Source organism: Bartonella vinsonii subsp. berkhoffii ATCC 51672 (assembly GCF_902825225.1).
Classification (GTDB): domain Bacteria; phylum Pseudomonadota; class Alphaproteobacteria; order Rhizobiales; family Rhizobiaceae; genus Bartonella; species Bartonella berkhoffii.
Genome location: NZ_CADEAK010000192.1, coordinates 1 through 430, shown reverse-complemented (window position 1 = coordinate 430; position 430 = coordinate 1). Strand labels below are relative to the sequence as shown.

General features: G+C 36.7%; 1 protein-coding gene. It reads left to right on the top strand.

The features are described 5' to 3' along the window. A partial coding sequence (gene ygfZ, locus J7R10_RS08885) for a CAF17-like 4Fe-4S cluster assembly/insertion protein YgfZ (protein WP_484792993.1) occupies positions 1 to 430 on the top strand: 430 nt, incomplete at both ends.

The following is a 430-nucleotide window of genomic DNA, read 5'->3' as shown; positions in this document are numbered from 1 at the left end:
GGAATAATGAATCAAATACTTTAAATTTTGATTCAAGTTTTATTGATAAGCGATTTCCACAAAAAGAAAAAATAATACGATCCTATGGAAAAATACCTTTTTTTGCTCCAGAATATAATGATAATTGGGATCGATTGCGTATTCGTTATGCAATCGCAGAAAGCGGTCAAGATTACGAAATAGGTAAAGTCTTTCCCCATGATATTAATTACGATCAAATCAGTGGGCTAGCATTTAATAAAGGTTGCTATATCGGGCAAGAAGTTGTTTCAAGAATGCATCACCGTCGCACGGCACGTCGCCGTGTTTTAATCGTAAAAAGCCAGCATGAATTAACACAAGGCTCCAGCGTTGAAGCAGGGGGAAAAATACTTGGTTATTTAGGAACATGTGCTGCAAACGGAGCCTTAGTTTTAATGCGTATAGATCA